A 26,105-nucleotide genomic window follows, 5' to 3' on the forward strand; every position below is an offset into this window, starting at 1 on the left:
CGATGAACATGAAGCCCGGATGAGAGGTTCTTCATGTGGGCTCCCGGCACCCACGGCGGTCCGGCACCGAACCCGCAGTTTCAATTGAAACTGCGAATCCGCGTGGCTGGGCGCCGCGGTTTCAATTGAAACTGCGACGCGCGCGCCGCGGGTTCGGACGTATCGCCACGGGGCGTCGATCCGGGCGATAACCTGCGGGACGTGTCGAACGACCCCAGGGATGAGCGGCTGATCGAGTGGACCGGAGAGCGGTGCGTGCCGTGGACCGATGACGTCCAGGTCATCTACGAGCACTACCATCGCTACGCGCTGGCCGCCCGGTTCGCGCGCGGCAAGCGGGTGCTCGACCTCGCCTGCGGCGAGGGCTACGGCGCCGCGCTGCTGGCCGCCGAAGGTGCCGAGGTGGTGGGCGTGGACCTCGACGCCGACACCGTCGAGCACGCGCAGCGCAAGTACGGCAGCCGCGACGTCAGCTTCCAGGTCGGTTCGATCACCGACCCCGAGCTGCTCGCCGACGCCAAGCCCTTCGACCTCATCGTCTGCTTCGAGGCCATCGAGCACGTCGAGGACCACGACGCGGTGCTGCAGCTGGTCAAGTCCCGCCTCGCCCAGGGCGGCCTGTTCCTCAGCAGCACCCCGGACACCGCGGTCTACTCGCACGAGCACGGCAACGAGAACCCGTACCACGTCAAGGAACTCACCGCCGACCAGTACGAAGGCCTGCTGGAGGGCGTGTTCCGGCACGTGGCGGTGCTCAAGCAGAACGTGACCGTCGGCTCGCTGGTCACCCCCGCCGACCCCGGCGACCTGGACACCGCGATCGAAGGCGTCCGGCTGCAGACCCTCACCCCCGGCGCGGACGGCTGGTCGGTCCAGCAGGGCGTGCCGCACACCTACCTGCTCGGCGTGGCCTCCGACAAGCACCTGCCGAAGCTGCCCGCCGCGGCCGTGCTCACCGACGCCGAGCTCACCCTGGCCCGCCGCGGCGGGGACGTCGCGCCGATCATCGAGCAGCGCGACGCCGCGGTCGCCGACGTCGCCAAGCTCAACGACCTCTACCAGCGCAGCCGCGGCGAAGCCGAGGAGCTCAAGAGCACGATCGGCCGACTCGAAGAACTGCGCAAGAGTGAGGAGCAGCGCGCCGACCAGGGAGTTCGCGAGCAGGCGAAGCTGCGAGCCGAACTCGACCGGCTGGGCGCGGAGCTGCACGAGCGCCAGCAGGGCGCGGAGCGCGACGCGGCGCGCATCGAGTGGCTGCGCGACACCGTCGCGCGGCTCGAGGGGCGCGTGGCGGAGGCCGAGCGGCAGGCGGCGGAGCTCAGCGCGGCGAACGCCGAGCTGGCGGCGCAGAACTCCGCGCTGGTGCAGCGCGCGGTGACGAAGTACCGCAAGGTCGTGGAGCGGGTGGCGCCGCGGGGGACCGCGCGCCGCGACGCCTACGAGATCGTGCTCGGCCGCAAGCCGGGCATCCCGCAGGTCGACGAGGTCGTGGAGACCGGGCCGTTGCCGGTGCCGCGCAGCGACCAGCCGCTGGTCAGCGTGATCGTGCCGGTGCACGGCAAGTGGCCCTACACCCGGCAGTGCCTGCGGTTCCTCGGTGGGCACGTGGTGTCCGTGCCGTTCGAGGTGATCGTCGTCGACGACGCGTCCCCGGACGACAGCGCCGAGAAGCTCGCCGCCTGCGAGGGCGTGCGGCTGGTGCGCGCCGAGCGCAACCTCGGGTTCATCGGCGCCTGCAACCTAGGCGCCGAGCACGCCCGCGGCGAGTACCTGTTCTTCCTGAACAACGATGCCGAGGTCACCGAGTCCTGGCTGGACACTCTGATGGACACCATGCGCTCCGACGAGCGCATCGGGCTGGTCGGCGCCAAGCTCGTCTACCCGGACGGTCGGCTGCAGGAGGCTGGCGGCATCGTGTGGGCCGACGGCACCGGTTGGAACTACGGTCGCAACACCGACCCCGGCGGCGCCGAGTTCAACGTGGTCCGCGACGTCGACTACTGCTCCGGGGCTGCGATCCTGGTCCGCAACGACGTGTTCCAGCAGGTCGGCGGCTTCGACACTCGGTACGCCCCGGCCTACTACGAGGACACCGACCTGGCGTTCGCGGTCCGCGCCGCCGGGTACCGGACCGTGGTGCAGCCGAAGGCCGTCGTGGTGCACCACGAGGGCGTGTCCAACGGCACCGACCTCAGCACCGGGGTGAAGAAGCACCAGGAGATCAACCGCCGGGCGTTCGTCGAGAAGTGGGCGGACGCGCTGCGCGCCGAGCACCTGCCGGAGGCCTCGCCGCGCAACCTGTGGCTGGCCCGGCACCGCGGCACCCGCGGCCACCACGGGCCGATCGTGCTGGTCAAGGACCACCAGGTGCCGCGCCCGGACTTCGACTCTGGTTCGGTGCGGATCCGCCGGGTGCTGGAGCAGTTCGTCGAGCTGGGCTGCCGGGTGGTGTTCTTCCCGGCCAACCACGCGCACCTGGAGCCCTACACCACCGAGCTCCAGCAGCTCGGCGTCACCGTCCTGCCCCGGCCGGAGCTGCAGCAGGCGTTCCTGCACGAGGCGGGGTCGGAGATCTCGCTGGCGCTGCTGTCCCGCCCGCAGGTCGCCTGGAGCCTGGTGGAGGAGCTGCGCACCTGCGCGCCGCAGGCGGTGATCGCCTACGACACCGTCGACGTGCACTTCCTGCGCCTGGAGCGGCAGGCCGAGGTCGCCGAGCAGCAGGGCGACGCGGACAAGGCGGAAGCGCTGAGCCGCAAGGCCTTCGCATCCCGGCAGATGGAGCTCGGCCTGACCCGGGCCTGCGACGTCACGCTGGTGGTGTCGGAGGCCGAGCAGGCCCTGCTGGGTGAACTCGTCCCCGAGGCCGACGTCCGCGTGCTGTCCAACGTGCACGAGGTGGACTGGAGCCCGGCGCAGCCGACCGGCCGCTCGGACGTCCTGTTCGTGGGCAGCTTTGACCACCCGCCGAACGTCGACGCGGTGCGCTGGGCGGCCCGCGAGATCATGCCGCTGGTGCGCGACAAGTGCCCGGGCGCGGTGCTGCACGTGATCGGCAGCAACCCGACCGACGAGGTGCGCGCGCTGGCCGGGCCCGGCGTCGAGGTGCACGGCTGGGTCGCGGAGCTCGAACCGCACTACGCGAGGAGCCGCGTGACGCTGGCGCCGCTGCGCTTCGGCGCGGGCGTGAAGGGCAAGGTCGGCGAGAGCCTGAGCCTCGGGGTGCCGGTGGTCGGCACGTCGGTGGCGGTCGAGGGCATGCACCTGGAGAACGGTCGGCAGGTGCTGGTCGCCGACGACGCGGCGGGCCTGGCGGACGCGGTGGTCCGCCTGCTCACCGACGACGAGGGCTGGCAGCGCCTGGCGGAGGAGGGCAAGTCCGGCATCGCCGCCCAGTTCGGCCCGGAAGTCTCCCGAGCAACCCTCCGAGAACTCCTCAAGACCACCGACCACGAAGCCTGACCCCAACCGACAACGGCGCTCCCCCAACCACCGCCACTAACAACTCCGGCACCCACCCCTCGTGAGTGGTGATGGTTGCTCTGGCGACTGTTGCCGCTCACGACTGTGGGTGCGCAGAAGTGGACGGCCCGCTCACCTCGGCGAGGTGGGCGGGCCGTTTCGTGGGTGGGCGTCAGTCGCGGACGGTCGGCGGGGTCTGGGCCAGCTGCTGGTCCAGCACCGTCTTGAACTTCTGCTCGGCCTGGTCACCGCTGGAGTCGATGATCACGACCCAGCCGTGCGACACGTAGGCGGTGCGGAAGGTGCTGCCGGTGGAGACGACCTCCACGCCCTTGTACGACAGGTCCTTGTTCACCGACAGGCCCTGCTGCGCGTCGAGGTACTTCTCCACTACGGTCCTCGCCGCGTCGTCGCTCGGCATGCGCAGCGCGAGCAGCGTGACCTGCGGTGGGCCGTCGGTCTTGGTGAACCAGCCGTCGGTCAGGCCGTTCTGGACCGCGGTGTCCAGCACCGCCTGCGGCTGGAGCACGCCAGCCTTGTGCCCCTGCAGCGCGGGCAGGTCCAGCGGGCCGTTCCACGGGTGCGGCGGGCCGTCCACGCCGACCAGCACGTCCTGCGGGGCGGCCGGCGGCGCCGGGTTGGCCGCGGGCGGTTCGGGCAGCGGCTTGGTGGTCGGCGTCGGCGGGGCCTGCTCGGTGGGCGTCGGGTCGGCGGTGGTGGTCGTGTCGCTGCCGCTGGTGAAGTAGAAGATCAGCGCGACGACCAGGCCGACCACCAGCACACCACCGATGGCCAGTCCGGCGATCAGCTTGCCCTTGCCGGACTTGCCCGCGCTGTCGAACACCTCCGGGCCCTGCCGCATCCAGGCCGCGTCGCCGTGTTCCGGCTGCCCGCCGGGCAGGTCGTCACCCCACGGGGTGCCGGTGCTCTCCACCGCGCCCCAGCCCTGCTGCGGTCCCCACTGCGGCTGCTGCGGCGGCTGGGGCGCGGGCCACTGCTGCTGCGCCTGGTTGAGGTTGACCACCTGCGTGCTCTCGGAGTCGCTGGGCGGCTGCGGCGCCCCCGCGACCGGGTTCGGCACGACCTGCGTGGCCTCGCCCCCGGTGCTGGGCTGCTGTTGTTGCTGGGCCTGCTGCGCCCCCTGCGCAGCGGCGTCTCCCCAGCTGAAGGCGGGCGGGAACGGGTTGGGCTGCTGCTGCGGCGTGCCCCCGGCCGGGGTCCCCGGCTGCTGCTGCGGGAAGCCACCCGACGGAGTCCCGGGCTGCTGCTGCGGGAACCCGCCGGAGGGAGGGCCGGCCTGCCCACCCTGCGCGCGACCGAGCACCGCGTCCCGTCGCTGGCGGTACTCCTCGGCGGAAATCCGCCCCGCCGCGAGCTCGGCGTCGAGATTCTGCAGCTCGTCTTGCCAGGTCACCGATGCGCCCTTTCCCGGGAATGAACAGCGAACGCCCCCACGTGCGATCGATCGCCATTCTGGCACCCGTTCGGTGGGGCAGGGGGCACCGGCCGGATAACGATCCGGCTCGCGGTCTGGTCGTCACGGGCTGCCAGCAGGTAATGGGTCCCCAACCGCCGCGCCCCCAGCTAGGCTACGCAGCGTTGACTTCACTGGTGGGGCTTTTGACTTGATGGGGTGATCTGGGTGGGTGATGCGCGGGTCGTGCACACCCGTCCGGAGTGGTTCGCCGACCCGGCGCACGGCTTCGCCTGGATCCGGATGATCGGCGCGGTGCTGGTCATCTACGGTCACAGCTCGCCGCTGGCCGGTACCGGGGTGCTGTTCTCCGAGGACTGGGCGCTGCAGCCCGACGAAGGGGTCCTGATGGGCTTCTTCGCGATGAGCGGCTTCCAGATCACGGAGAGTTGGCTCCGCGACCCCCACCCGGGCCGGTTCGCGGCGAAGCGGATCCTGCGCCTCTGGCCGCCGATGCTCACCGTGACCCTGGCCATGGCGCTGGTCATCGGTCCGATGGTCAGCACCCTCCCGGTCGGCGAGTACTTCGCCGCGCACGGCACCTGGGGCTACGTCGTCAACAACGCTGGGCTGCTCACCCTCAAGCACGAGCTGCCCGGCGTGTTCGTGGACAACCCGTGGCCGAACGCGGTGAACGGCTCGCTGTGGACGCTGCCGATGGAGCTGCTCGCCTACGCGGGCCTGTTCGTGCTCCTGCTGCTGGGCGCGGGCCGGGACAAGTACCGCTGGCTGGCGGTGGTGGCGCTGGTGGGGCTGGTCATCTGGGACCGGCACCTGGACCAGACCCCCGGTTCGGAGTCGGCGGGTTCGCTGCTCAGCGTGCCGGTCGAGTCGCTGGTGGCGTTCCTGGTCGCGTTCGCCTTCGGCGTGGTGCTCAACCTCTACCGGATCCCGCTGTCGCCGCTGGCCGCGGTCGCCGGGATCGTGGTGCTGGCGCTGATGCCCAACAGCATCGCGGCCTCGTTCCTGATGGCGTTCGTGGTCAGCTACACCGTGGTGCTGGCCGGGCACTACTGGCCGGCGAAGCTGACCGTCCCCGGCGTGTGGGTCAACGGCAGCTACGGCGTGTACGTGTGGGGCTTCCCGATCCAGCAGCTGCTGGCCATGGCCGGGGTGGCCAACCAGTGGCTGATGCTGGTCTGCGCGGCACCGCTGGCGTACGTGGCGGGCACGCTGTCGTGGAAGTTCGTCGAGGACCCCACGATGAAGCTGCGGCACTACCTCACCCCGGCCCCGAAGAAGAAGGACGAGCCAGCGGAGCCGGACGAGGTCGACGACCTCGAGGAGGACTTCGAGGAGGACGAACCGGACGAGGAGCCCGCCGAGCGCGAGCCGGAGGGGACCACGAAGGTGACCGCGGTCGGTCGCCCGGGCCGCCCGCGCGCCCCGGTGCCGCCCGATCGCCCGGAGCAGGAGCTCCGCAGTCCTGAGGACGTCGAGACGCGGCGCCGGGTCAGGCCGGTCGGCGGCGTGGAACCGGCGGACGCCGACGCGCCGCGGACCCCGCTGAAGGACGTCGAGCCCAGGCCGGGCCGACCGCCCCGGAGGCGCGCGGACTCGTTGCCGAACCGCTCGGCCGGGCCGGTCCGCCCGCTCGGACCTCCCGACGCCGACCCGCGCAACGCCGCACCGCGGCCGGTGGACCCGATCGGCGGCGCACCCCAGACCCGCGCACCCCGGCCGGTGGACCCGACCGGTGGCGGACCTCAGACCCGCGCACCCCGGCCGAACGGCGCCGCCCGGCCACCTGCTGACCTCCCGCCCAACGGCGCCGTGCCGGGGCGCCCCCACCCACGCCCCCCGCGCCCGGTCGACGGGCCGCCGCGCCGCCGCGCGGCACCGGTCCAGGAGGAGTCGGCGCTGTCCAAGCGCCTGTCCGGGGATGCCGAACTCCGCCAGCCCCCGCCGGGGCGACCGCGCCCACCGGCCCGCCGCGCGGGCGGTCGCCACGCGCGCCCGGAGCCGCCGCCGGTGCCGGAGGAGGAGACCCGACCCCATCCCAGGCACCAGGATCGCCGCTGATCGGGGCGTACCCTCGGGGGCATGGCGCTCTTCGGTGACAAGACGAGGTTGGTCGACGAGGCGACGGCCCTGCCGGGTCGCGAGACCCCGCTGCCGGTGGCGGAGTTCCACGCGGTCCACCCGGATCGCCGGATCGTGCCGCCGTTCCCGGAAGGCCTCGCGACGGCGGTCGTGGGCATGGGCTGCTTCTGGGGTGCGGAGCGCGTCTTCTGGCGCACCGAGGGGGTGTGGACCACGGCGGTCGGGTACGCGGGCGGCCACACCCCGAACCCGACCTACGAGGAGGTCTGCTCCGGCCGCACCGGCCACGCCGAGGTCGTCCTGGTGGTCTTCGACCCGTCGGTGATCAGCTACGCCCAGGTCCTGAAGGTCTTCTGGGAGAACCACGACCCGACCCAGGGCATGCGCCAGGGCAACGACGTCGGCACCCAGTACCGCTCGGCGATCTACACCACCGACGAGTCCCAGCGGGTCGAGGCCGAGGCCAGCCGGGACCTCTTCCAGAAGGCGCTGGGCGAGGCGGGCCGCGGTGAGATCACCACGGAGATCGCCCCGCTGCGGGAGTTCTACTACGCGGAGACCTACCACCAGCAGTACCTGAGCGATGCGAAGAACCCCAACGGCTACTGCGGCCTCGGCGGCACCGGGGTCTCCTGCCCCATCGGCACCGGAGTCACCACCGAGGGCTGACCTCGGCCTACTTGGGGTCGCCCGCGGTGGTCAGGAGTTCTTCGGTGATCGTGCGGGCTACCGGTTCGAGTTCCGCGGTGGGCTTGGCGGCGCTGTAGCGGACTTCGATGGTCATGTTGGCCTTGGCCGCGACCAGTTGGACGTCGCGGGGGCTGCGGATCAGCACCGCTCGGCCTGCCAGGTCCGGCACTTCGGCGGCACCTGGTTCCAGGGCCAGGTAGTCCAGGAACTGGTTGGCGTAGGCGGTGTCGGGGCGGGCTTCGCGGTCGAACTCGACCGCCACCTGCACCTGCAGGCGGGTCTTGCGCGCGCTGTGCACCGGTCCTTCGGTCCGCCACTGGCACTTCGAGGTGTGGCGCTGGCCGTCGATGCCGTGGTGCTGGTCGCGGACCTCCGCCCGGCGCGGTTCGAACGCTTCCCGGAGCGACTCCTGGGACACCGACTCGCAGGCGTTCGGCACGCCCGTGTAGCCGGGCACGGCGCTCGGCGAGGGCAGGAACCAGCCAGCTGCCAGGATGCCGGTGCCGACGGCGAGGACGGGCAGTCCGACGGCCAGCGCCCGCCGCACCCGCGAGCGAGTGGCACCGGACATGCAACTCCTCCCCGCGGCTCGTGCTTCGCCGGGGGAGATCTTATCGGTTGATCCGCCGTTCGGGTCCGGTCGGTGGGAATCAGACCTGCGCACGGAATCAGGAAGTCGTTCGGGCAATTTCGCTGCCCGAATTCACCGCGCGGGCAGAATTGCCGGGTCGGGCCGATTCAAGATCATTCATCCGCGGGGTCGGTGATTCCCCCCGAACTGTGAAGTGCCGCGCCCGGTGCACCGAGCGCGGCACCGAGTCGCGTGGCTCAGCCGTGCGCGCCCTGGACGCTCTCGCCCTGGGCGAAGGCGTAGGCCCACCCGTCGCCCTCGGCGACGGTGTAGGACGACCCGCCCTGCGCGTTGCCGCCCTGGCCGCCGTTGCCGGTGTCCGCGGCCCGCCAGGACGTGCTGGTGGTGCCGGTCTGGGTCGACGAGGTGGTTGTGCTGCTGGTGGTGCTGGCGCCCCAGCCGTCCTGCCAGTGCTGGGACTCCTGGCTGGTGGTCTGCCAGCTCCAGGTCTGCGTGGTGCCCGGCTGGTACTGCTCGCCGACGGCGTTGGCAACCCCGCCGAAAGCGATCCCGAGAGCCCCGACGGCGAGCACGCCAACAACAACCCGACGCATGAAAAACCTCCAAGGAGAAGAAGGACAACAAGACCCCCAGAGAAGATCACACCCCGATAACTACCGCACCCGGTAAAACCGGGAGACCATGCAAGTTCCCAAGATCGAGCGAACTCCCCGGCAATTCACCAACCCAGAAGTGCCAACCCCAAACCCAACCCCTAAAGCCCACCAAGAACCCAAAAAACCCGAAGCCCCCTCAGAAGCACAACCCCAAAAAACCACCCCAGAAGCGAAGTCACCACAAGCCCGCAAACCGAAGAACCCACGCCAAATCCGAAGCCCCCTCAGGAGCGCGAACCCGAGAAGCGAAGCCGCCCGAACAGCGCAGGACAGCCGAAGTCACCACAAACCCGAAAGGTGGTCCGCGAGGCGCTGGTCCAGAACCCAGGTCGGGCACACCACCCACCACGAGGAGCGCTCGACAAAGTAACCCCCGCCCCGTGGGGGGCTTGGGGGGTTCGAACCCCCCAAAGAAATGGCGAAGGAGCCAAGGCCAACGCAAAAGCGTTGGCACAAGGCTCCCAGCTCCGAGCGGATGACGGGACTCGAACCCGCGACCCTCACCTTGGCAAGGTGATGCGCTACCAGCTGCGCTACATCCGCATCTCTTCATCGCCCCGGTGGGCTGTTGACGACTACTCTAGCCCATGCTTCGCGGGCCGTTCACCGGGGGGGCCACTTCGGGTCGGAACACCCGCCGAACGGGTCGTTCCCAACCCGCTTGGCCTGGCGACATGCCTCCTGCCCAGGCGCCGGAGGGCAGGCCACGCGTGTGGGTGGTGGGCGGTTGCGGTCTTCGACGGGGCCAGCGACAGTTCTGGCGGTGACGTGCCCGGGGCTGTCCGCGGAGGCCAGCACCGGCGTCAGCTGGGGGGAATCGGAATCGGCGCGCAGCGTGCTGCAGGTCGCCGACCGCGTGCTCCGTCGAGATCGACCGCGGCCCCTGCTGGTGCTGTGGTCCGGGGCGTCCGCGGTAGCGATTCCGACCGGCGCCACGGGTTCCTCGCCGGTCGGCTCGGCTGGGGGAGGAACGTTGGGGTCGAGTGATGGTGCGGTGCGGTCGTTGGACGACGTGGTGCTGTTGGCGCGGTTGCGGAAGGGCGACGACGCCGCCTTCGGGGAGTTGTACCGCAGGCACGCGCCGATGGTGCGGCGCTTCGCGTTGAGCATGCAGCGGGCGGGGATCGACGTCGACGACGTGGTGGCGGAGGTGTTCCTGCGCGTGCTGCGCGCGGTCCGGTCCGGTCGCGGACCTCGGGACGCCGTCCGCACGTACCTGTTCACGGTGGTGCGGCGGGTGCTGGCGGAGTGGGTGGCCGCGCGGCGGGACGAGCCGATGACCTCCGACGAGCTGGGCGAGCACGTGCCGCGGCAGGGCGACCACCAGGTGGTGCAGGCGGAGGGCGAGTTGCTGGCCCGGGCGTTCCTGCGGTTGCCCGCGCGGTGGCGGGAAGTGCTGTGGCGCACCGAGGTCGAGGGGCACCGGCCCGCCAGCATCGCCCGCCAGCTGGGGTTGACCCCGAACGCCACGGCGGTGCTGGCGCACCGGGCCCGGCGCGGGTTGCGTGAGGCGTATCACCAGGCTTCGGACCTGCCGGTTGCCGCGCCGGGGTGCCTGCGCCGCGCGTGAGGCTGGTCGGGCTGCTCCACATGATCGACAATGGGCCCGTTCGGGGACGACTATCACCCGTCGGGCCCATGACGCGCGCGGTACCGTTGCTCCACGCTCGGTTAGCGCCGGGGTTCGAGTGGCGATGCGATGTTGGTGAGGCGACCAGCCCGGGTGGGCGGGGAGGCGACGATGAACCGGGTGGTGCGGGGCTCCGACGGCCGCGAGTGGACCATCAAGGCGAACCTGGAGTGGTCCAACCCGATCGCGGCGGAGGAGTTCGAGCACGACGTCAACGGGGGTGCCGGGCCCGCCGTGGTGATGGGCGCGGTGCTGCTGTTCCTGGTCGTGATGTTCGCGGTGTGGACGCCCGACGAGGTGTACGTGCCGCCGTGGCTGATCCTGCTGCTGGTCGTGGCGGTGCTGTTCTTCCCGGTCCGCTGGGTGCTGCACCGGCCGTGGACGGTCACCGCGGCCACCCCTGGCGACCACGAGGAGAACCCGCCGGAGACCTGGGTGGGCGTGGTCCGCGGTTTCTACGACGTCCGCAAGGAGGTCTCGGAGGTGGCGCGCCACATCGAGCTCTACGCCGAGCCGGACATGAACGGCAGCCTCCAACCGGTGGAGTGAGGCGGACGGGGGCGCGGTTTTCCAGCACACTGGGGCCGTGCCGGAACTCCCTGAGGTAGAAGCGCTGGCCCAGCACCTGCGCGACAACGCCGTGGGCCGGGTCGTCGCCCGGGTCGACGTCGCGTCGATGAGCGTGCTGAAGACGGCGAGCCCGCCGTGGACCGAGCTGCACGGCCGCACCGTCACCGCGGCGTCGCGGCGCGGCAAGTACCTGGACCTGGACTGCGATGGCCTGCACCTGGTCTGCCACCTGGCGCGGGCCGGGTGGTTGCGCTGGTCGGACAACCTGTCGCCGACCCCGCCGAAGCCCGGCCGGGGGCCGATCGCGCTGCGGGTGCACCTGGGTGGCGTCGGCTTCGACCTGACCGAGGCCGGGACGCAGAAGAAGCTGGCGGTGTGGGTGGTGGCCGACCCGGCCGAGGTGCCGGGCATCGCCAAGCTCGGTCCGGACGCGTTGGAGCTGGACCTCGACGGGCTGGCCGCCGTGCTGTCCGGCCGCACCGAGCGGATCAAGACGCTGCTCACCAACCAGTCCGCGCTGGCCGGGATCGGCAACGCCTACTCCGACGAGATCCTGCACGCCGCGAAGCTCTCGCCGTTCGCCACCGCGGGCAAGCTCGACGCCGAGGCGGTGGCCCGGTTGCACGCGAGCACCCAGGAGATCCTGCGGGACGCGGTGCGGCGCTCGCTGGAGCAGGACGCGGCGCGGTTGAAGGCGGAGAAGCGCTCCGGGTTGCGGGTGCACGCGCGGACGGGGCTGCCGTGCCCGGTGTGCGGGGACGCGGTCCGGGAGGTGTCCTACGCGGACCGGTCGATGCAGTACTGCCCCACCTGCCAGACCGGGGGCAAACCGCTGGCGGATCGTCGGCTCTCGCGGCTGCTGAAGTAGTTGTCCACAGGTTGTGGATGGTTTCGCGGGTTGTGCACAGCCGAACAGCCGCTGGTCGAGCTGGCCCATACCGCTGAACGGAAGATCGGGGTACCGCTCACCGATGGAAAGCGTGCACTGAGCGTAGCTGTCTTGATTCCTGGTGTGCTCGTCGGGCAGATTGATGTTGTGGCGGAGTTGTTGACTGAGCGGACGGTGCTGACCTCGCTCGCGGCGCTCGCGGTGCTCGGCATGTTCGTTCTGCTGTGCAGGGCGCGCCGGGTCAGCGCCTCGGTGGAGGACGCGACGCTGGCCGCGCTGCACCGCGTGACCAGCGCGGCTCCGCATCTCCGCGCAGGCCTGACCCCGGCGTCGGCGGACAAGGCCGCGCCACACCTCCGGGAACTGCTGGCGTGCGTGGCGGTCGGCATCGTCGACGCGGACGGCACGCTGCTGAGCTGGGACGGCGAGGCCAACCACCACTACGCCGACCTGCGCACCAAGATCGAGCAGGTGCTGCGCACCGGCAAGCGCGAGTTCCTCGACCACGGCGACGTGGCCTGCGAGCACCGGCCGTGCCCGATGCGGCACGCCGTCGTGGTGCCGCTGGAGGTGGAGGACGAGACCCGCGGCGCGCTGGCGGTCATCTCCGACGGCGACCGCAAGCGCCTGCTGCGGGCCGCCGCCGAGGTCGCCAACCACGTGTCGACCCAGCTGGAGCTGGCCGAGCTGCAGGAGTCCAAGGAGCGGTTGGCGCAGGCCGAGGTGCGCGCGCTGCGGGCGCAGATCTCGCCGCACTTCATCTACAACGCGCTGAACACCATCGGCTCGCTGATCCGCACCGACCCGGAGCACGCGCGGGACCTGCTGCAGGAGTTCGCCGACTTCACCCGCTACTCGTTCCGCACCAGCGGCCTCTACACCACGCTGGCCGACGAGATCCGCAACATCGACCGCTACCTGACCCTGGAGAGCGCCCGGTTCGGCCCGGACCGGCTGAAGGTGCAGCTCAAGATCGCGCCGGAGGTGCTGCCGGTGGTGGTGCCGTTCCTGGCGCTGCAGCCGCTGGTGGAGAACGCGGTGCGGCACGGCCTGGCGAACAAGCCGGGCGGCGGGACCGTGTCGGTGACCGCCGAGGACAACGGGACCGAAGCGCTGATCAGCGTGGACGACGACGGCATCGGGATGGACCCGGAGCGCCTCGACGCGGAGCTGGCCAACGCGCACCTGACCGGGGCGCACGTCGGCCTGGGCAACATCAACAACCGGATGCGGGCCACCTTCGGCAACGACTACGGCCTGGTGGTGGAGACCGAGCAGGACGCGGGCATGAAGGTCATCATGCGGGTGCCCAAGTTCGCCCCGGGCGTGCGGCCGGTACCGCCACCGGCCTTCGACGAGACCGGCATCGGGCTGGCGGCTGGCCCCGCGGTGAGCCGGTAACGTCGAGGTATGAGCGAGAAGGCGCCGCAGAAGTTCACCGACCTGTTGTCCGGCAAGTTGTCCGCTAAGTTGCCGGCCAAGCTCGCCGAGCGAGCGGAGCGCGGACCGGTGGTGGCGGTCGTGAAGCTGCACGGCGTCATCACCTCGACACCGTCGCCGATGAGTCGGCCGACGATCTCGACGCAGACCGTGGAGACGGCGTTGACCCGCGCGTTCGGCCACGACCGGCTCAGTGGCGTGGTGCTGTCGGTCAACTCGCCGGGTGGCGCGCCGACCCAGTCCGCGCTGGTCGCGGACCGGATCCGCGAGCTGGCCGCGGAGAAGGACGTGCCGGTGCTGGCCTACTGCGAGGACGTCGCGGCCTCCGGCGGGTACTGGCTGGCCTGCGCGGCCGACGAGGTCTACGCGCACCCGACGTCGATCGTGGGATCCGTCGGGGTGGTCAGCGCGAGCTTCGGACTGACCGGGCTGATGGAGAAGCTGGGCGTGGAGCGCCGGGTGCACACCGCGGGCGAGCACAAGGTGCGGCTGGACCCGTTCTTCCCGGAGAAGGAGGAGGACGTCCAGTGGCTGCGCGGTTTGCAGGGCGAGCTGCACGAGCAGTTCCGGGACTGGGTGCGCAAGCGGCGCGGCAGCAAGCTCAACGGCACCGACGACGACCTGTTCTCCGGTGAGGTGTGGTCCGGGGCGAAGGCGGCCGAGCTCGGCCTGGTGGACGGCGTCGGGTCGCTGCGGGAGATCGTGAAGGAGAAGTTCCCGGACGCCCACCTGCACACCGTCGAGCCGCGCAAGCCGCTGCTGGCCCGCCTCGGTATGTCCTCCTCGGTCCGCCTCGGCGGCTCCCCGGCGGACGCCGTTCTGTCCACTGTGGAGGCGTTGGAGCACCGGGCGATGTGGAACCGCTTCGGGCTCTGAGTCAACGTGCACGGTTCCAGTTGGAACTGTGATCCCGGAACGTGATCGACCGCAGTTGCAATCGAAACTGCGGTCGGTCTCGGCCTGCCGTCCTGCCCGGTGCGCGGACCGTGATCGCGGCCGTTGCGCTGCGTCGATACCCTCATTGAGCGTGTCACTCGTTCGGCGGCGAACATTGGGCTGAACGGGCGAAGAAACGTTGCGCCAAGGGGGGATTTTCGTGGTAAGCCCCCTGAGGACCACCGCGCTCCGTTAGCAATTAGCTTTGTTGGCAAGGCGTGACAGGACTCACTCGGGGCGAGTGGGATTCGACGGCAGGATATGGCGTGCAGTGAGTACACGAGACAACCCCGCGGGACTCGTCGTCCTGGCCGTTGACGACGAGATGGCCGGGCTGGACGAGATGAAGTACCTGCTCGGCGGCAACCCGAGGGTCGGGCGGGTGCTGACGGCCTTCGACGCCGCCGAGGCGCTGCGTCTGCTCCGCAGCGACGACCCGGACCTGTTCGGCCAGCGCGACCCCGGTGAGTCCATTGTGGACGCCGTGTTCGCGGACGTGTCGATGCCGGGTCTCAGCGGGATGGAGCTGGCGCGGGTGCTCACCGCGTTCCGCAACCCGCCAGCCCTGGTGTTCATCACCGGGCACGAGGAGAACGCCCTCGAGGCCTTCGAGGTCGGCGCGCTGGACTACATCATGAAACCGGCGAACGCCGAGCGGATCGACCGCGCGCTGCGCACCATCGAGAAGAACAAGCAGCAGGCCGCCACGGGCCCCCGCGCGCTGGAAGCCCCGGCGCCCGACGACGAAGAGGTGATCCCGGTCGAGCTGGCCGGGACCACCCGGATGATCCCCCGCAAGGACGTGCGGTGGGTCGAGGCGCAGGGCGACTACGCGCGCCTGCACACCACCGACGGCTCGCACCTGGTGCGGATCCCCCTGGCACAGCTGGAGGAGCGCTGGGCCGAGGCCGGTTTCCTGCGCATTCACCGCTCCTTCCTGGTGTCGCTCTCACTGGTCACCGAGCTGCGGATGTCCTCGTCCGGGTACTCGGTGGTGCTCGGTGGCGGGCAGCCCAAGGAGCTGCCGGTCAGCCGACGGCACACCCGCGAGCTCAAGGACCGCCTGGTCCGGGCGCCGCGGCAGAACTGGGGGCAGCAGTGATCCGCGGCTCGGCGGGATGAGTCCCGACGGATTCGACCTCCGCGGACGGCTCGGGGAGGCCACCCCCCGGCCGCGCCGCAAGCGCGTGGTGCTCGCCGACCGCCGCCGGACCCGGCAGGTCGCCCGCACCCTGATGGAGCTGGAGGAGCAGAACAGCGTCGGCGAGGTGCTGGTCACCAGCCTGGTGAAAGCGCAGCTGCGCACCGCCCTGGTGCTGACCGGCGTGGTGGTGGCGGTGCTGTTCGGCCTCCCGGTGCTGTTCTGGGCGGTGCCGTCGATCGGCGACCTCGCGGTGCTCGGGGTCCGGTTGCCGTGGCTGCTGCTCGGCGTGCTGATCTACCCGTTCTTCGTGCTGATCGGCTACCTGTGCACCCGCCGGGCGGAACGGCACGAGCGGGATTTCCTCGACATGGTCGAGCAGTGACAACATGATCGGCGACAACCCACCCGAGTAGACGGCACGGAGCGATGTCCTCGAATCCCTGGTCCCTGGTCGGCGTCGCGCTGATCGTCGCGGCGACCTTCGCCGTCGGGTGGTGGGGTTCCCGGTCGGCACGCGCCACCACGGACTTCACCGCGGCGCGGCGGGAGGTCCGCGAGGAGCACAACGCCGCAGCGATCTCCGGGGAGTACCTGTCCGCCGCGTCGTTCCTGGGCATCGCCGGGCTCGTGCTGAAGGACGGCGTGGACGCGCTGTGGTACCCGATCGGCTTCGCGGCCGGGTACCTGGCGCTGATGCTGTTCGTCGCCGCGCCGATGCGCCGCTCGGGCGCCTACACGCTGCCGGACTTCGCCGAGGCGCGGCTGGACTCGCTGCGGCTGCGCTCGCTGTGCACCGTGCTCGTGGTGCTGATCGGTTGGTTGTACCTGGTACCGCAGCTGCAGGGCGCCGGGATGACGTTGGCCGCGATCGTCGGCTTCCCGCACTGGGCCGGGATCTTCGTCGTCGCGGTGATCGTGCTGCTCGTCGTGGTCAGCGGGGTGCTGCGCGCGGTCACGCTGGTGCAGGCGTTCCAGTACTGGGTGAAGCTGTTCGCGATCACGGTGCCCGCCTTCGCGCTGTTCACCGTGTTCCTGGGCGGTGCGCAGCGGCAGGCGCTGGACGCGCCGGTGCCGCCAGTCTTCCCGCGCGACACCGCGGTGCACGTCGACACCGACGTGCGGTTGACCGTGCGCGAACCGGTGTGGCTGGCCGACCAGGACGGCTCGGTCTACCTGCCGCCGGGGGAGCACGCCATGCCCGCGGGCAGCGAGCTGCGGTTCCCGGCCGGGTCCGCGGTGCCGGTGGTGGCGGACGCCGAACCGGACAACGCCACCTGGTTGCGGCCCCAGCACGACGGGGCCGCCGGGTTGCTCGAGACGTACTCGGTGCTCGTCGCGACGCTCCTGGGCACCATGGGCCTGCCGCACGTGCTGGCCCGCTTCTACACCAACCCGAGCGGGACCGCGGCCCGCCGCACCACGCTGTACGTGGTGGCGATGCTCGGGGCCTTCTACCTGTTCCCGACGGTCTTCGGGCTGCTGTCCCGGCTGTACTCGCCGCAGCTGCTGGTCACCGGCGAGACCGATGCGGCGGTCCTGCTGCTGCCGGGCGAGATGCTGGGGAACTGGTTCGGCGGGTTGCTGGCGGCGATCACTGCGGCCGGGGCGTTCGCCGCGTTCCTGTCGACCTCGTCGGGGCTGGTCGTGAGCCTGGCCGGGGTGCTGTCGTCGCGGGAGGTGCTGCGCGGGCGCGTGGTGGACGTCCGGGTGCTGGCCGCGCTGGCGTGCCTGGTGCCCACGCTGCTGGCGCTGACCGCGGACAGCCACGACATCGCGCGCAGCGTGGGGTTGGCGTTCGCGATGGCCGCTTCGACGTTCTGCCCGGTGCTGGTGCTGGGGATCTGGTGGCGTGGGCTCACCGCGGCGGGCGCGGCCAGCGGCATGGTGGTCGGCGGCAGCCTGGTGCTGATCGCCGCGGTGGGGGCGTACTTCGCGGGTCACCGGGAGACCTGGTGGTCGACGTTGGTCAACCAGCCCGCGCTGGTCACGGTGCCGATCGCGTTCGCCGTCGCGGTGCTGGTCAGCCGGGCCACCGCGGCGCGGGTGCCGACCGGGGTGGGGCGGGTGATGCTGCGGTTGCACGCGCCGGACCGGCTGGGGTTCCTGGACGGGAAGCTGGTCGCGGGGCCTGCCGAGCCGCCGAAGTCCGGGGGACGGCACCAGCGCTGAGCGTGACCAACCGGGGGTTTGCCTAGTCCGTTCGCCGGTCCTGGATCCGCAATTCGATCACTCACGGTAATAAAATGTCTAAACCAATCGAATACAATACTCCAAACGAGTGAAATCGTGCCGTTGAGCCGCAGTTTCTTGACTGCGCTTGGCCTCCATCAACTTCACTCGATCGTTAGCTTGTGTACTCCCTACGGGTCTTCACAGTCATGGGGAGGACTACGTAGCGTTCCCGCGTTGAAAGCGATTCAGGCTCGCGTCCCGGTGCACCCCGGGCGGGGCCTTTTTCTTCTGGGAGGGACCCCGTGAGCACCACGGACCAAGTCGGGTCCGGGTCCGGTATCGACGCCGAAACCTGGGCAGCTGCGCAACGCAGCCCCGAATTCACCGCATTGCGGCGCAGACTGCGCAACTTCGTCTTCCCGGTCTCGGCGCTGTTCCTGGCCTGGTACCTGGTTTACGTGCTGCTCGCCGACTACGCGCACGGCTTCATGAGCATCAAGGTGGTCGGCAACATCAACATCGGGCTCGTGCTGGGCCTGCTGCAGTTCGTCTCCACCTTCGCCATCACCACCTGGTACGTCCGCTACGCCAACCGGCACCTCGACCCGGTCGCAGAGGGAATTCGCGAATCGCTCGAATCGGGCGCCGGGGTGACGGTGTCCGAGGAGGACGCGCAGGAGTCCGGGAAGGGTGACGCCGAGAAGGCGGAAACCCCGGCGGACGACGCCGAGAAGGGCAGCTCCGCGGCGGACGACGCCCCGGCGGACTCCACTGAGGACGCCTCGTCGGCCGAAAAGAACGAACCCACTGAGGACTCTTCCTCGGCCGAGAAGGCCGAACCCACTGAGGACTCCTCGTCGGCCGAGAAGGCTGAACCCACTGCGGACGCCGAAGGAGGCCAGCAGAAGTGATCGCCGCACTGTCCCCACTGGCCCAGGGCGGGACCGCCGACAACAGCGCGCTCAACATCGGCATCTTCGCGCTGTTCGTCGTGGTCACCATGGTCGTGGTGTTCCGGGCCAGCCGGAACACCAAGACCGCCGCTGACTACTACGCGGGCGGCCGCGCCTTCACCGGCCCGCAGAACGGCATCGCCATCGCCGGCGACTACCTGTCCGCCGCGTCCTTCCTCGGCATCGCCGGCGCGATCGCGGTCTACGGCTACGACGGCTTCCTGTACTCGATCGGCTTCCTGGTGGCCTGGCTGGTGGCCCTGCTGCTGGTCGCGGAGCTGCTGCGCAACACCGGCAAGTACACGATGGGCGACGTGCTCAGCTTCCGGATGAAGGAACGTCCGGTGCGCACCGCCGCGTCGCTGTCCACCCTGGCCGTGACGTTCTTCTACCTGCTCGCCCAGATGGCCGGTGCCGGTGGTCTGGTGGCGCTGCTGTTGGGCATCTCCAGCAAGACCGGGCAGGCCCTGGTCATCGCCGTGGTCGGCGCGCTGATGATCGTGTACGTGCTGGTCGGCGGTATGAAGGGCACCACCTGGGTGCAGATCATCAAGGCCGCGCTGCTCATCGCGGGCGCCTTCGTGATGACCATCTGGGTGCTGGCCATGTACGGCTTCAACCTGTCCGGCCTGCTCGGCCACGCCGCCGAGGTCGGCGGGCCGTCCGTGCTCGACCCGGGCGCCCAGTACGGCAAGACCGAGATCAGCAAGCTGGACTTCTTCTCGCTCGGCATCGCCCTGGTGCTCGGCACCGCCGGTCTGCCGCACGTGCTGATGCGCTTCTACACCGTGCCCACCGCCAAGGAAGCCCGCCGCTCGGTGGTCTGGGCGATCTGGCTGATCGGCCTGTTCTACCTGTTCACGCTGGTCCTGGGCTACGGTGCCGGGGCGCTGGTGGGGTCGGAGACGATCAAGGAGGCGCCGGGCGGGGTCAACTCGGCCGCGCCGCTGCTGGCGCTGGAGCTGGGCGGGCCGCTGCTGCTGGGCTTCATCGCGGCGGTCGCCTTCGCCACCATCCTGGCCGTGGTCGCGGGTCTGACGATCACCGCGTCCGCCTCCTTCGCGCACGACATCTACGCGAACGTGCTCAAGAAGGGCAAGGTGGACGACAAGAACCAGGAGGTCAAGGTCGCCCGGATCACCGCGGTGGTGATCGGCATCGTGTCCATCCTGGGTGGCATCGCGGCCAACGGCCAGAACGTGGCGTTCCTGGTGGCGCTGGCGTTCGCGGTCGCGGCCTCGGCGAACCTGCCGACCCTGCTGTACTCGCTGTTCTGGAAGCGGTTCAACACCACCGGCGCGCTGTGGAGCATCTACGGCGGCCTGGCGGTCACGATCGTGCTGATCGTGTTCTCGCCGGCGGTCTCCGGCAACGACGACGCGATGTTCCCGGCGCTGGACTTCGCGTGGTTCCCGCTGAAGAACCCGGGCCTGATCTCGATCCCGGTGTCCTTCCTGCTCGGCTACCTCGGCACCGTCCTGGGCAAGGACGCGCCCAACGAGGCCAAGTACGCCGAGATGGAGGTCCGGTCGCTGACCGGTACCGGGGCGGAGAAGGCCATCTCGCACTGAGCTGCGACCGCCGAGAGCGCCCGTCCGGTCCTGCCGGGCGGGCGCTTTTCCGCTCCGCTCACGTGGGGACGAGCTCGGTCTCGGCCGCGCTGAAGTGCACCTCCCACATGTCGCCGTCGGCGCGCTGCGGCTCGACGCGGCTGATCAGGTCCTGCACGCGGGGGTCGGTCATCCGGATGAAGCCGGTGAAGCGGGGCAGCCCGCCTTCGTCCGGGACCTCGGCCAGATGACCCCATTCGCTGCCGTTCGGCCAGCGGAGCACGACTCGACGAGACACGGGACTTCCTCTCAGTCAGATCTGAATCGAGCAAGCGAAACCTTCGCACGTGATGATCTTGCTTCGCCAATTTCGAGGGCAGGACCACCAGAAAGCGTGAACAACCACGAAACGGCCTCGCGTCTCGCCTGGTCAGCGCGCCTGCCGGGTCGTTGGTTCCCACGCCCCGGGGTTTCCCGGCCCGGCCCGGTCCGATTCCTGGTGTCGCTCGGACGCCGGTCGGCAGTCCCACGGGCAGGCGACGCGGCGGTTCCGGAGCGCGGGCGCACCCACCGGACGGGTCTCACGCGGGCACCACGTCCGGCGTGGCAGCATTCGGGGCGTGACTACTCCAGTTCCCGGTCATCAGGTTCCCGGCGTGCAGCCGGAGGAGCTCCCCGCCGAGCTGCCCGAGGGCAGCGTGCTGCTGGACGTCCGCGAGGCCAACGAGTGGGCCGCCGGGCACGCGCCGCAGGCCGTGCACATCCCGATGAGCGAGCTCGTGCAGCGGCTCGACGAGATCCCCGAGGCCGACCAGGTCTACGTGATCTGCCGGTCCGGCGGCCGGTCGGCGAAGGTCACCGCGTACCTCAACGCCAACGGCTGGGACGCGGTCAACGTCGAGCGCGGCATGAACGGCTGGGCAGCCATCGACCGGCCGATGGTGGCCGACGACGGTGAGCCGTACGTGCTGTGACCCCTCGGCAGCAGCGCCCGACGCAGTGGGTCGCCACCCCGCCCGGCGGCCTGCGCCGCCCCAAGGCGCGCAAGCAGCCGCGCCGCTACAGCGGCCCACCCGCCTACCCGGCGGTGCCGCGCTGGGGCTTCCCGATGCTGGCGTGGCGCTGGCCGCTCGCCCTGCCCGCGCACCAGCACGTCAACGCCGAGGCGCGCGCCGTGGCGACGGCCGGGACCGCGGTGGTGGCGCTGTGGCTCACCGCGGGCGTCGCCGGACTGGCGACCCTGGCCGAGAGCTGGCGCTACGTCCTGCTGCTGATCAGCCGCGACGGGGCGCTGCCGCGCACGCCGCTGGCGGTGTCCGACGCGCTGGTCACCACGACCGGGTTGCTGCTGTGGGTGCTGGGCGTGCTGAGCGGGGTCCTGGTCGTGCTCTGGGGCCTGCGGGCCCGCGCCGCGGCCGCCGAGCGGATAGGGGTGCGCAGCGCCCGCCCCGACTGGCAGGTGGTCGTCGGGGTGCTGGTGCCGGGGTTGAACCTGCTCGTGCCCGGCTCGGTGGTGGCCGAGCTGGAGCACGCGGTGCTGGTCGCCGAAGGTGACCGCGAGCGCGGCGCGCGACCGTTCCCGACGCTGCGCGTCCGGGCGTGGTGGGCGACGTGGGTGGCGACGCTGCTGGTCGGCTGGTTCACCATCCTCTGGGGGTTCCGCGGCACCGTGCAGGCGCTCGCCGACGGGGTCGTCCTGCACGCCCTGGACAACGCGCTCGTGACGCTGCTGGCGGTGCAGACCGCGCTGCTGGTCAAGTACGTGATGCGGCTGCTGGTCGAACCCGACCCGACCGAGCTCCACCACCTCCACGTCCGCGCGGTCCGCGCGACCCCGCCGGTCCCGCGCGCCGAGCGCCCGTCCTCCGCCCGGCGCTGACGGCCCCGATCGGGCCAGCGCGTTGCGTCACAGATGCCGGAAGTGGATCTGGGCAACCCGGATAATCGGCCGCGTGTGGCAGCCGACTCCCGACGTCGTTGCGCACCGGGGAGCGTCGGCGCACCGCGCCGAGCACACCCGCGGCGCGTATGAACTGGCCCTCGAGCAGGGCGCCCACGCACTGGAGTGCGACATCCGGGTCAGCCGGGACGGGCATCTGGTGTGCGTGCACGACCGGCGCATCGACCGGACCTCCAGCGCCCGGGGCGTGGTCAGCGAGCTGACCGTCGCCGGGATGTCCGATGTGGACTTCGGCGGCTGGCAGCGCGAGCTGCCGGGCTCCGCCGACGAGTTGGTGGACTGGTCCCGGCCCGCTCCGGAGCGCGGCGTGCTGACCCTGGACGAGCTGCTGGGCCTCGTCCGCGACCACCCGCGGCCGGTGCGGTTGTTCGTCGAGACCAAGCACCCGGTGCGCTACGGCGGGCTGGTGGAGCACAAGCTCGTCGCGCTGCTCGCCCGGCACGGGCTGGCCACGCCGCCCGACCCGGAGCACTCGCCGGTGCTGATGATGTCGTTCTCCCAGTCCGCCGTCCGCCGGTTCCGCGCCGCCGCCCCGCGGGTGCCGACAGTGCTGCTGTTCGACAGGTTCCGCAGCTCGTGGCGCAACGGCGTGCTGCCGCCGTGGGCCGACATCGCCGGGCCCGGGATCAGGTTGCTGCGCGAGGACCCCGGTTTCGTCGCGCGCGCCGCGGCTCTGGGGCGTGACACCTACTGCTGGACCGTCGACGAGCCGGCCGACATCGATCTCTGCGACCGCGCCGGGGTGCGGTACCTGGCCACCAACTCGCCCGCCGCGACCCGCTCCCACCTGGCTGATTCGGACAACCCGCGGTTCGGTAGCGTCACGGCGACGTAACCGCGAGCGAGGGGATCTGCAGTGTCGAAGCGAACCGCGCCCAAGCCCGAGGCGGACACCGGGATCAAGCCGCGCCAGCCCTGCCCGTGCGGTTCCGGCAAGCGCTACAAGGCCTGCCACGGCGCCGCCGGTGGTGCCGCCGACGTGATCGTGACCAGGCCTTTCGAGGGGCTGGCGGCGGAGTGCGAGCTGATCGCGCTGCGCGAGTTCGTGCCCTCGGCGGTGGCGAAGCTGCCGCTGCGCGGCGACGGCGAGATCGCCCTGGCGACGGTGCTGCCGATGGCCGCCGCGGCGCTGCGCCGCAACGACGACAAGTCGTTCGTCGGGCTGCAGGTGCAGACCCACTCCGGGGACATCAGCCGCGACCTGGCCCGCGCGGTCGAGTGGGTGCAGGGCGCTGAGCTGGGCGAATCGCTGTCGGTCGTGGGGCCGGAGACCGCGCCCGCGGGCACCGTGCCGACCCGCCTGCAGGACCTGCTGGACCCGGAGGCCAAGCTCGACGTCGAGGTGCACGCGGACTTCTCCTGGTGGCTGCCGGAGGACGTCGAGGCGACCGGCGAGGTGGCGCTGTCGCTGGAGCGGGCGAACGCGGCGATCATGCCCACCGATCGGTTGACCGCCGAAGGCGTGGAATCGGCGTACTGGGTGGACGCGGGGGAGAAGGCGCACCTGCGCTGGGTCCGCCCGGAGCCGGAGGAGAAGCTGCTGGCCGCGCTGGCCCGCCTGTCCGCCCGCGGTGAGCTCGCGCTCGACGAGGACAGCCGCTATGCGGGGTCCTTCCGCGCCCACGGCCTGCTGGTCCCGGTGTGGGACCTGGACCGGGAGAAGCACGCCCGGGAGTGGGACGAACCCGCCGCGGCCCTGGGACGCCGCCTCGAAGAGGCCCTCGCCTCCCTCGACGACAAGCCCCTCGACGCGGCCGAGCGCCGCGCCCGCGACGGCCTCCGAGGCCGCCAGGTCACCATCCGCTGACCACCGCTCCCGCGACTCCGGTGGGAATCGCACGTCTGGTTCCCACCGAACTCGCGCGAGTTCGCCGCAGCCGTCGGCGCGTCGGACCCCGACGTGCCGACGGCTTGTTGCTTCCCGCGGTCGGGTTCGGTGCCGGACTACGTCGAACGGGTGATCGCGGTGCGGGTCGGGCAACCCCCGGACGCCTTGCGGCGTGTCCTCCACGGCGATACTCGGAAGTGGACGGGGGTGGACCGGGTGACCGCGCACCTGCCCGCAGTGCCGACCGCCGCGGAGGCGGCCGGCACCTGTCAGCGGCAGGCGCGCCGGGGGGATATGGCGGCGACGGAAGACGACTTCGCGGAGTTCGTCCGGGTGGCACTGCCCGGGCTGATGCGCTACGGCCACGCGTTGACCGGGAACCCGCACGACGCCGCCGATCTGGTGCAGGCGGTGCTGGAGAAGGTCGGTGCCCGCTGGGCCAAGGTCACCCGCAACTGCGCGGACCCGACCGCGTACGTGCGCAAGGCGATGGCGAACACGCACGTCAGCCGGTGGCGGCGCACCCGCCGCGAGACGCTGCTCGCCGACTTCCCGGACGTGCCCGCGCATGCGCAGCCGGACCGGTTGGAGAACGAGCCGCTCTGGCAGGCGCTGCGGGGTCTGCCGCCACGGCAACGCGCCGTGGTGGTGCTGCGTTACTACGAGGGGCTCTCCGAGGCCGAGATCGCGGAGAGCCTCGGCGTGAGCTGCGGAACGGTCAAGAGCCAGGCGAGCAAGGCGATGGCGACGCTGCGCAAGCGGCTCGGCTCGTTGGAAGGAGGTGACGTGTGATGGACCTGGAGGACGAGCTGAACCGGCTCCTCCGGGACGACCGCCTGGACATCCCGGTGCGCACCGGGGCGGAGTGGTCGGTCGTCGCGGGCGCACGTCGCCGCCGCCAGCGCACCACCATGCTGGCCGCTTCCGGCAGCGCCCTGGCCGCCCTGCTCCTAGCGGGCGGCGGTGTGGTCCTGGCCAACCACCAGACCGAACAACCGGTGCCCCCAGCGGTCCCCCCGGTGGTCAACTCGCCCACGACACCGAGCTGGACCAGCGAGCAACCGCCCACCCAGCCGCCGCCCCAGCACACCCCGGTCCAACCCCCGGCCCCACCGCGCCATCCGCAACCGCCGCAGGTCACCACGGTGCCCCCGGAGATCCTCAGGAGCACCCAGACCTCGGAACCCAACCCCACGACCTCGAAACCCACCCAAACCACGAAGCCCAACCCCACGTCCTCAGCCAACACCCCCACCAGCGAACCCCCGGACGAGTAACAGCCGGTCCCGCCCGCGAAGGGGCGGAACCGGCTGGGGTCGCTGCACCGCGGCTCGAAGCGGGCCCGTCAGAGGGTGCCGCCTGCTGCCTTGGGGGCCGTGGCGTCGTCGCCCTCGTCACCGACCGTCTCGCGGGCGAGGTAGTCCTCGACGTGGAAGAGGTTGCCCTTGGCCCGGTCGACCACGTTGAGCAGGGTCGTCATCTGGGCGACCTCCTCGACCTGCTCCTTGAGGAACCACTGCATGAACTGCTCGCCGAGGTAGTCGCCCTCCTCGCGGGCGGTGCGGGCCAGCGTCTCGATCTCGCGGGTCACCGCGCGCTCCTGCTCCAGGGCCAGCGCGACCAGTTCCCGGGTCTCGGTGAAGTCGTTGCGGACCTGCTCGATGGACGGGATCTTCGGCGAGATGTTGTTGTCCATCAGGTACTGGACGATCATCATCGCGTGGTTGCGCTCCTCCAGCGCCTGGCGGTAGAAGTGCCGGGCCAGCTGGGGCAGGTCGTTGTCGTCGAACCACACCGCGACCGCGACGTACTGCTGGGAGGCGGTGAATTCGTTGCGCACCTGCTCCTGGAGCAGGTGTTCGAACTTGGATTCCTTGTGCTGAATCTTCGCGGTGGCAGTCATGCCGCCAATATACTCTGGAATCAGTCCAGTTTCATTCCAGGGAACCCTAAGGAAAATGTGGTTGCCCTAAGCTGCCGAACCATTTGAGCAGGCATGCCTAAATAAATGAAGGCAAGGCATACCTGCCCTGTTTTGGCTGGTAGGCGAGCTGTGTTGGGGAGATTGCGGTGTGTGTCACTTGCCCGGGTGATCGTTTTCGGGTGGGGGTGCCGCTGG

At 70.9% G+C, this 26,105-nt stretch carries 23 protein-coding genes, 1 tRNA gene and 1 pseudogene; 19 read left to right on the plus strand and 6 right to left on the minus strand.

The genetic code is table 11. The annotated features are described in order from the left end of the window. Positions 1-201: 201 nt before the first annotated feature. Positions 202-3,459 (plus strand): glycosyltransferase, encoded by a 3,258-nt coding sequence (locus ABT324_RS03755; protein WP_351171076.1) that lies wholly within the window; start codon positions 202-204, stop codon positions 3,457-3,459. Positions 3,460-3,631: 172 nt separating this feature from the next. On the opposite strand, the gene ABT324_RS03760 is transcribed toward ABT324_RS03755, so the two are convergent. Next, positions 3,632-4,873 (minus strand): hypothetical protein, encoded by a 1,242-nt coding sequence (locus tag ABT324_RS03760; RefSeq protein ID WP_351171079.1) that lies wholly within the window; start codon positions 4,871-4,873, stop codon positions 3,632-3,634. A 228-nt stretch (positions 4,874-5,101) separates the two neighbouring features. Between ABT324_RS03760 and ABT324_RS03765 the strand changes: the two genes are divergently transcribed. Further along, positions 5,102-6,955: an acyltransferase family protein gene (locus ABT324_RS03765; RefSeq protein WP_351171082.1), complete on the plus strand. Its 1,854-nt coding sequence runs from the start codon at positions 5,102-5,104 to the stop codon at positions 6,953-6,955. Between the two features lie 21 nt (positions 6,956-6,976). Beyond that, positions 6,977-7,645: a peptide-methionine (S)-S-oxide reductase MsrA gene (gene msrA / locus ABT324_RS03770; RefSeq protein ID WP_351171085.1), complete on the plus strand. Its 669-nt coding sequence runs from the start codon at positions 6,977-6,979 to the stop codon at positions 7,643-7,645. A gap of 7 nt (positions 7,646-7,652) precedes the next feature. Here msrA and ABT324_RS03775 read toward each other — a convergent pair whose 3' ends face one another. The 3 genes from ABT324_RS03775 to ABT324_RS03785 all read right to left on the minus strand — a co-directional run bounded on the left by ABT324_RS03775 (position 7,653) and on the right by ABT324_RS03785 (position 9,457). Further along, positions 7,653-8,237 carry a hypothetical protein gene (locus ABT324_RS03775; protein ID WP_351171088.1) on the minus strand — a complete coding sequence of 195 codons (585 nt, stop codon included), beginning with the start codon at positions 8,235-8,237 and terminating at the stop codon, positions 7,653-7,655. A gap of 257 nt (positions 8,238-8,494) precedes the next feature. Next, entirely contained in the window at positions 8,495-8,851 is a 357-nt protein-coding gene (locus ABT324_RS03780) for a hypothetical protein (protein WP_351171091.1), read from the minus strand. Between the two features lie 533 nt (positions 8,852-9,384). Next, positions 9,385-9,457 (minus strand) — tRNA-Gly (locus ABT324_RS03785). A gap of 430 nt (positions 9,458-9,887) precedes the next feature. Between ABT324_RS03785 and ABT324_RS03790 the strand changes: the two genes are divergently transcribed. The 10 genes and pseudogenes from ABT324_RS03790 to ABT324_RS03835 all read left to right on the plus strand — a co-directional run bounded on the left by ABT324_RS03790 (position 9,888) and on the right by ABT324_RS03835 (position 20,219). Further along, positions 9,888-10,484 carry an RNA polymerase sigma factor gene (locus ABT324_RS03790; protein ID WP_351171094.1) on the plus strand — a complete coding sequence of 199 codons (597 nt, stop codon included), beginning with the start codon at positions 9,888-9,890 and terminating at the stop codon, positions 10,482-10,484. 171 nt (positions 10,485-10,655) lie between these two features. Next, positions 10,656-11,093 carry a DUF983 domain-containing protein gene (locus ABT324_RS03795; RefSeq protein WP_351171097.1) on the plus strand — a complete coding sequence of 146 codons (438 nt, stop codon included), beginning with the start codon at positions 10,656-10,658 and terminating at the stop codon, positions 11,091-11,093. A gap of 37 nt (positions 11,094-11,130) precedes the next feature. Further along, positions 11,131-11,982, plus strand: coding sequence for an Fpg/Nei family DNA glycosylase (locus ABT324_RS03800; protein WP_351171100.1), 852 nt, complete (start codon positions 11,131-11,133; stop codon positions 11,980-11,982). Between the two features lie 168 nt (positions 11,983-12,150). Further along, complete coding sequence (locus ABT324_RS03805; RefSeq protein ID WP_351171103.1) at positions 12,151-13,404, plus strand: histidine kinase; 1,254 nt, start codon at positions 12,151-12,153, stop codon at positions 13,402-13,404. 9 nt (positions 13,405-13,413) lie between these two features. Further along, positions 13,414-14,319: a S49 family peptidase gene (locus ABT324_RS03810; RefSeq protein ID WP_351171106.1), complete on the plus strand. Its 906-nt coding sequence runs from the start codon at positions 13,414-13,416 to the stop codon at positions 14,317-14,319. A gap of 331 nt (positions 14,320-14,650) precedes the next feature. Then, positions 14,651-15,481, plus strand: coding sequence for a LytR/AlgR family response regulator transcription factor (locus tag ABT324_RS03815; RefSeq protein ID WP_351171109.1), 831 nt, complete (start codon positions 14,651-14,653; stop codon positions 15,479-15,481). 16 nt (positions 15,482-15,497) lie between these two features. Further along, positions 15,498-15,905 (plus strand): DUF485 domain-containing protein, encoded by a 408-nt coding sequence (locus ABT324_RS03820; protein WP_351171112.1) that lies wholly within the window; start codon positions 15,498-15,500, stop codon positions 15,903-15,905. 44 nt (positions 15,906-15,949) lie between these two features. Continuing rightward, entirely contained in the window at positions 15,950-17,692 is a 1,743-nt protein-coding gene (locus tag ABT324_RS03825) for a sodium/solute symporter (RefSeq protein ID WP_351171115.1), read from the plus strand. Positions 17,693-17,997: 305 nt separating this feature from the next. Beyond that, positions 17,998-18,342, plus strand: a pseudogene (locus ABT324_RS03830) (DUF485 domain-containing protein); the annotation flags it as partial. A gap of 272 nt (positions 18,343-18,614) precedes the next feature. Next, a complete protein-coding gene (locus ABT324_RS03835) occupies positions 18,615-20,219 on the plus strand; it encodes a monocarboxylic acid transporter (RefSeq protein ID WP_502949685.1) in 1,605 nt (534 codons plus the stop codon). 58 nt (positions 20,220-20,277) lie between these two features. Here ABT324_RS03835 and ABT324_RS03840 read toward each other — a convergent pair whose 3' ends face one another. Next, complete coding sequence (locus ABT324_RS03840; RefSeq protein ID WP_351171118.1) at positions 20,278-20,496, minus strand: hypothetical protein; 219 nt, start codon at positions 20,494-20,496, stop codon at positions 20,278-20,280. A 358-nt stretch (positions 20,497-20,854) separates the two neighbouring features. Between ABT324_RS03840 and ABT324_RS03845 the strand changes: the two genes are divergently transcribed. The 6 genes from ABT324_RS03845 (at position 20,855) to ABT324_RS03870 (ending at position 25,263) form a co-directional block, all read left to right on the plus strand. Further along, positions 20,855-21,172 (plus strand): rhodanese-like domain-containing protein, encoded by a 318-nt coding sequence (locus ABT324_RS03845; protein WP_351171280.1) that lies wholly within the window; start codon positions 20,855-20,857, stop codon positions 21,170-21,172. Further along, positions 21,169-22,077: a DUF4328 domain-containing protein gene (locus ABT324_RS03850; protein ID WP_351171121.1), complete on the plus strand. Its 909-nt coding sequence runs from the start codon at positions 21,169-21,171 to the stop codon at positions 22,075-22,077. The genes ABT324_RS03845 and ABT324_RS03850 overlap by 4 nt, the downstream gene beginning before the upstream one ends. 73 nt (positions 22,078-22,150) lie before the next feature. Beyond that, positions 22,151-22,993: a glycerophosphodiester phosphodiesterase gene (locus ABT324_RS03855; protein WP_351171124.1), complete on the plus strand. Its 843-nt coding sequence runs from the start codon at positions 22,151-22,153 to the stop codon at positions 22,991-22,993. Between the two features lie 21 nt (positions 22,994-23,014). After that, complete coding sequence (locus ABT324_RS03860) at positions 23,015-23,965, plus strand: DUF5926 family protein (RefSeq protein ID WP_351171126.1); 951 nt, start codon at positions 23,015-23,017, stop codon at positions 23,963-23,965. Positions 23,966-24,202: 237 nt separating this feature from the next. Then, positions 24,203-24,778, plus strand: a complete 576-nt coding sequence (locus tag ABT324_RS03865) for a SigE family RNA polymerase sigma factor (RefSeq protein WP_502949686.1) — start codon at positions 24,203-24,205, stop codon at positions 24,776-24,778. Next, the gene (locus ABT324_RS03870) at positions 24,778-25,263 is read left to right on the plus strand and encodes a hypothetical protein (RefSeq protein WP_351171129.1); all 486 of its coding nucleotides are present in this window, start codon (positions 24,778-24,780) and stop codon (positions 25,261-25,263) included. Before ABT324_RS03865 ends, ABT324_RS03870 begins: the two co-directional genes overlap by 1 nt. Positions 25,264-25,331: 68 nt before the next feature. On the opposite strand, the gene ABT324_RS03875 is transcribed toward ABT324_RS03870, so the two are convergent. After that, positions 25,332-25,889, minus strand: a complete 558-nt coding sequence (locus ABT324_RS03875) for a ferritin (RefSeq protein WP_351171131.1) — start codon at positions 25,887-25,889, stop codon at positions 25,332-25,334. Between the last annotated feature and the right edge of the window lie 216 nt (positions 25,890-26,105).

It is taken from the genome of Saccharopolyspora sp. NPDC000359, assembly GCF_040300525.1.
Taxonomy (GTDB): Bacteria; Actinomycetota; Actinomycetes; order Mycobacteriales; family Pseudonocardiaceae; genus Saccharopolyspora.

Excerpts from the sequence above, each read along its gene's own strand:
- msrA (WP_351171085.1), top strand. The coding sequence starts at position 6,977 with ATGGCGCTCTTCGGTGACAAGACGAGGTTGGTCGACGAGGCGACGGCC.
- ABT324_RS03775 (WP_351171088.1), bottom strand. The coding sequence starts at position 8,237 with ATGTCCGGTGCCACTCGCTCGCGGGTGCGGCGGGCGCTGGCCGTCGGA.
- ABT324_RS03780 (WP_351171091.1), bottom strand. The coding sequence starts at position 8,851 with ATGCGTCGGGTTGTTGTTGGCGTGCTCGCCGTCGGGGCTCTCGGGATC.
- ABT324_RS03795 (WP_351171097.1), top strand. The coding sequence starts at position 10,656 with ATGAACCGGGTGGTGCGGGGCTCCGACGGCCGCGAGTGGACCATCAAG.
- ABT324_RS03810 (WP_351171106.1), top strand. The coding sequence starts at position 13,414 with ATGAGCGAGAAGGCGCCGCAGAAGTTCACCGACCTGTTGTCCGGCAAG.
- ABT324_RS03820 (WP_351171112.1), top strand. The coding sequence starts at position 15,498 with ATGAGTCCCGACGGATTCGACCTCCGCGGACGGCTCGGGGAGGCCACC.
- ABT324_RS03825 (WP_351171115.1), top strand. The coding sequence starts at position 15,950 with ATGTCCTCGAATCCCTGGTCCCTGGTCGGCGTCGCGCTGATCGTCGCG.
- ABT324_RS03870 (WP_351171129.1), top strand. The coding sequence starts at position 24,778 with ATGGACCTGGAGGACGAGCTGAACCGGCTCCTCCGGGACGACCGCCTG.
- ABT324_RS03875 (WP_351171131.1), bottom strand. The coding sequence starts at position 25,889 with ATGACTGCCACCGCGAAGATTCAGCACAAGGAATCCAAGTTCGAACAC.